2 protein-coding genes are annotated in these 5,283 nt (G+C 44.3%); one reads left to right on the forward strand and one right to left on the reverse strand.

What is annotated here, in order from left to right; all coding sequences use genetic code 11:
- Window positions 1-93 precede the first annotated feature (93 nt).
- Window positions 94-1,251 (forward strand): ABC transporter permease DevC, encoded by a 1,158-nt coding sequence (gene devC / locus C7B77_RS23385; RefSeq protein ID WP_106310603.1) that lies wholly within the window; start codon window positions 94-96, stop codon window positions 1,249-1,251.
- 178 nt (window positions 1,252-1,429) lie between these two features.
- Here the strand turns inward: devC and C7B77_RS23390 are convergent, their stop codons facing one another.
- Window positions 1,430-5,071, reverse strand: coding sequence for an AAA-like domain-containing protein (locus C7B77_RS23390; RefSeq protein WP_342761371.1), 3,642 nt, complete (start codon window positions 5,069-5,071; stop codon window positions 1,430-1,432).
- Between the last annotated feature and the right edge of the window lie 212 nt (window positions 5,072-5,283).

Genomic DNA, 5,283 nt, shown 5'->3' on the forward strand with positions numbered 1-5,283 from the left:
GGTCTGGGGGGAGCCTCCCCCAGATCCGGGTTCTCCCAGCACCAGAAATCTCCAAAAAGCACCACTGTTCAGGTTAAGACAGAGCACCCACTAATGTTTAAAAAAATCCCCCTCGCCTGGTTGCAACTCAGCCACGAAAAAATCCGCCTCCTCGTCGCCATCGCAGGCATCAGCTTCGCCGACATCCTCATGTTCATGCAACTCGGATTTCGCGACGCCCTCTTCGATAGTGCCGTCAAATTCCATACCAACGTCACAGGCGACATCTTCCTCGTCAGCCCCCAATCCACGGCATTAATTGCCATGAAATCCTTTCCCAGAAGACGATTGTATCAATCCCTCGCCTTCAAGGAAGTCGAATCTGTTACCCCCATCTACCTCGGCTTTGGGATCTGGAAAAATCCAGTTGAAAAGAACACCCGCCAGATCATGATTATTGGCTTTAACCCAGCCGATAAACAACTATTCCAACTTCCAGGCGTTGCTGAAAACATTGCCAAAATGCAACTGCCAGATACCTACTTATTCGACGAAAAATCTCGCGAACAATTTGGCCCCATTCCCAAAATATTTAACTCAGGACAACGGGTACAAACCGAAATAGATGGCCGAAAAATCGACGTTGGCGGTTTATTTACCCTCGGTGCATCATTTGGTGCCGACGGCAACCTCATGACTAGCGATACCAACTTCGCCCGCATGTTCAAAAATCGCGATCGAGGATTGATTGACGTTGGTGTCATTAAATTAAAACCAGGTGCCGATGTCCAATCGACGGTAGCCGCGATCGATGCATATTTGCCTAAAGATGTCAAAGTAATGACCAAAGAACAATTCATCGACTTCGAGAAAAGTTACTGGCAAAGTGGTACTTCGATCGGGTTTATTTTTACCCTCGGTACGATCATGGGATTCATCGTCGGGATTGTCATTGTTTATCAGATTCTTTATACCGATGTTGCCGATCACTTATCTGAATATGCCACCCTCAAAGCGATGGGTTATACAGATTTTTATCTGCTCACTGTCGTCTTTCAAGAAGCAATTATTCTCTCGATCGTTGGATTTTTCCCTGGCATGTTAGCAGCAACCGGATTATACACACTGACTCGCAATGCAACTAGTCTGCCGCTATTAATGACCGTGGGTCGTGCTACTACCGTCTTAATCTTAACGATGATAATGTGTACCATTTCTGGCGCGATCGCGGTTCGGAAGTTGCGAGCAGCAGATCCAGCAGATATGTTTTAATTGTTGGCGTGTGTGTGAGTCTATTCCCTTGAGTCTAAATAAATCAGCTCGATGTCGATCGAGATCGAACCCAGAAACTGTAGGTGCGCGTTTTACCCAGTTGATTGATATCGGTAATGAAGCGATCGATTATAATTAATATCGATCGAGTCTAGCTAAATCCGAATCATTCATCGAGCTAGCGAGCCAACCAGCGATTAGCTTGTTCGATGAGATCGGGAATTTGACGATCGATCTGCCACACGAGCGGGATGCCATCGTCGCCGCCAGCGAGTAAATATTTGCCATCTCTACTAAAATTGATGCTCCTAATCGTGCCCCAATAGCCCCGAAAATCAGCCAACTGACGACCGCGAACGTCCCAAATCCTTAAGGCTGCGCCAGCACCGCCAGTCGCGATCGAGCCATCTTGACTGCTAATATCGATATTTTCCGTTCCGGCTTGATAAGTTTGAACGCCTTTTTCGTCTTCAATTAAGTTAGTTTCAATCTCCGATCTCCAGATTTTACCTTCTTTACTGACGATCGTAAATAGCTGCGGATCTTTACTAAAGCCAACTATAACTTTACTTCTAAGAGCTTTTTCGCGATCGTATTTTAGTTGCTTGACCTGTGGTCTTTGGGTAGGACGCTCGATCTTGGTAATTACAGCAACTCGACCTTTGTCGGCACCGACTCCTAAACTTTTGCCATCTTTACTAAATCTTAAAGTGAGATGCGAGTAATCCAAGTGGACGGGTGGGATGACGATCGAATCTAGTAGTTTATTTTCGTTGATATCGATCGCCCAAAATTTGATATTATCGCCAGTTTGTCCGGTTGTTGCTAGCAAACAGATATTAGATAGATCGCCATAAGGTTTGTAATTCCAATCCATACTATCTACATTACCTTGTCCGGTATTGAAGCTACTAACTTCAATAATTTTCTGCTTACCGTCCTCATTTTCGAGCTTCAGCAATCTAATATTGCCCTGAGAATCACCAACGGCGATCGTTCTTTTATTGGGAGTAGAATTGGGATGAATCCGAATTGTATTAAATTTAATTGCCTTGTCTCGATCGGAAAAACTACTTAGTTGTTGAGGAAGTTGACCGGGACTATGAGACCACCAGGCAATTTTCCCATCTTCCCCGGCTGTAATAAAATACTTAGAATCGTAAGGATCGAACCGCACGCTATTGATTTTTTCTTTGTGTTTATGTTCTGAGGGCATCACTTCTGGTATTTTCCAGATCCGAATGATACTATCATCTCGACCGCTAGTTGCTAATTGTCGATCTAAATTATTACTGGGTTTAAATCGCATACTTTCGATCGAGCCTTGATGACCTTTAAATTCGGTAATTAATTTACCATCATCTTCAAGATTCCAAATTCTGACCGAACTACCATTACTCGCTGTCGGATCTTTGGCAGATGCTGTGGCTAATAGCTTGCCATCGGGACTAAATCGAACCGTTCTAACTTCTCCGGTATGCGCGTTAATTGTTTTGAGATACTTACCATCAGCATTCCACAGCCGCACGGTGCCATCGCTGCTCCCTGTAGCAATTTCATAATCGTCACAATTGGTAGATACTGACGAGCAAAAGTAAATACTATTCACAGCACCGATATGACCTTCGAGAATCGCGATCGGGTTACCATCTAAATCCCAAATTTTTGCTGTATTATCTTTGCCAGCACTGCCAATGCGATCTTTTTTACCATTTAAATTAAGCGAGACAACTCCCTGCGGATGGGCGACATTACCATCACGATCGACAAATGTTTTAATTAAATTTAAGCGATTATTATCATCTACTTGCCACTTTTTTAATTTACCATCAGTCTCACCAGTACTAAATACATACAACCGATCGTCACGAAGATCGCGCATCAATCGCACATTTTGGACGCTACCTTGATGCGCTATAGCTTGCTCGACCTTCGCTTTATTTTGAATCCGATCGATTCCGAGTTTTTCCCATAGTCTGATATAGCCATCGCTACTACCAGTGGCAAACATGCGATCGCATTCAGGATTTTCGGAGGTGAAACTAATAATTTTAGCTTCATCTTGGAGCGCGATCGCGAGTTTTGGCTCGCTAATTGGGATATTTGCAGTCCGATCCCATAGTTTAATCGTACCATCGCTTCCCGCCGTAAAAATCCGATCGTTACCACAAAAATAGACTGTATTTACACCTTGCTGATAGGTTTGAATTTCATCAATTTCTTGAATGCTATCGACCAGCTTTTGGAGGGCTAATTTGGGGCCGATTGTCGGCGATCGATCGCCCATTAAAGTCATCCGAATTGCTTGAGATTTTTTGGCATTCTCGATCGCGGCTTGGAGCGAATCGATCGGTGCAAATTCATACTGTTGGATAATTTGAGTGCTGGTGCGTTCGAGTCGATCGATCCTGTCGGAAATTGTCAGGCTGTGACCGAGCCAAATTAAGCTAGCTAATAAAATTAAGCCGATACCAATTAATAGCAATAGGATTTTAACAAATCTTTTAATCCGATTTTGGATCTTTTTCAGCTTCCAATCCGTGCGCCGTTCTTGGCTGCGATCTATAAAAGCCGTGTCTTCAATCCCGATCAATTGATTTTGTCGCCACTGAAATTCTTTCCAGGAAATTGCGGCATCCAAGGCATCACCATCTAGCAAGAAGGTGTCCGATCGATCGTTATTTAGCCAATCAGTTAAAGCCTTACCATGAGGACAAATATCTGCCAACTGTCGATCGATCCAATCGCGACTAAATACCTGCTGATAAATCGGATTGTAAACTTGTAATTTTCCCGATCGTTCTACCACCAATCCCGACAATCTCAGCCATTGTTGCTCCGGGCTATTATTAGCAACTAGGCCAGATTTAGAGGTAATAATATACCGATATTGCTGGAGTAAATGGCTAGATATTTCTCGCCTTGCCAAGATCCGAGCTTCGATCGTGCGTAAGTGAACGGGATTGTCTCGCTCTTTCCAGTTATCGATAATTTTTGTAGTTACAATTTGCTCGATCGCCTCGTGGGGAGATTCAACTACTAACTGACATAATTTTTGGGTCAGAAAAGGTTGTCCTCCAGTCCAATCGAGAATTTCGGTTATAGTCTGGCTGGGATCGGCTACAATTCCATCTAAACCTCGGATTAAGGGTGAAAGATCGTCAGTTAATTGCAATCCATTTAACTCGATCGCGCGACCGATATTAAAGGGAGTAATTTGTCGATCTTTAATCAAATCCGTCGGTGCAGCTACGCCTAATAACACAAACGATAACCGCTGATATTTAGGTCTAGCAGCGCGTCGTTCCGCACAACTTCGGATCGTGCCAAAAAAGTTATCGGTAAAGGCACCCAAACTCAGAACTTGGTCGATTTCATCGATAAAAATTACAATCTGACTATCGATCTGCTCCAGCACGATCTCATCGATAAAATTTGCCAACCTTTTACTCGCCGGGAGCCGAGCGTGAGTATCCCAAAAAACTTCTAACTCCGCATCTAAATCAAATTGACTGGCTAACTCATCCGCGATCGAGTTATACCACTGTGCTTCGCTCACATCCACAGTGCCGATCCCCGCCAGATCGATCTCGATACACGCCACTCCTCGATCTGCCAATTTCTGCATCGCGCGCAGTTTGAGACTAGATTTGCCCATCTGGCGGGAGTTTAAAATATAGCAAAACTCGCCACTATCGATATACCGATCCAAATCTCGATCGGCGGATCTGACGACATAGGTAGGTGCATTTGCAGGGAGACTACCACCAATTTTATATGCGATCGTGCCGATAGCCGCTCTCCTCGCCTGGGTGACAATGCTGTGGGACTTTGAATCTAGTTTATTTTCCCATCATTTCGATCGACTGATATCGACTTTGATAAGTCGATATCGACTTCGGTAGCGAGCTATCTTTCGCTACTCCCCCTGGGTTGTATACACAAGTCTACTGAGCTTCGTTTTAGGTTGATTTACCCCCCAACCCCCCCTTATAGAAGCCATTTAAGATCTTCTAGAGGGGGAGGGCGGGT

This window comes from Chamaesiphon polymorphus CCALA 037 (assembly GCF_003003845.1).
In the GTDB taxonomy this organism is placed as follows: Bacteria; Cyanobacteriota; Cyanobacteriia; order Cyanobacteriales; family Chamaesiphonaceae; genus Chamaesiphon; species Chamaesiphon polymorphus.

Excerpts from the sequence above, each read along its gene's own strand:
- devC (WP_106310603.1), top strand. The coding sequence starts at position 94 with ATGTTTAAAAAAATCCCCCTCGCCTGGTTGCAACTCAGCCACGAAAAA.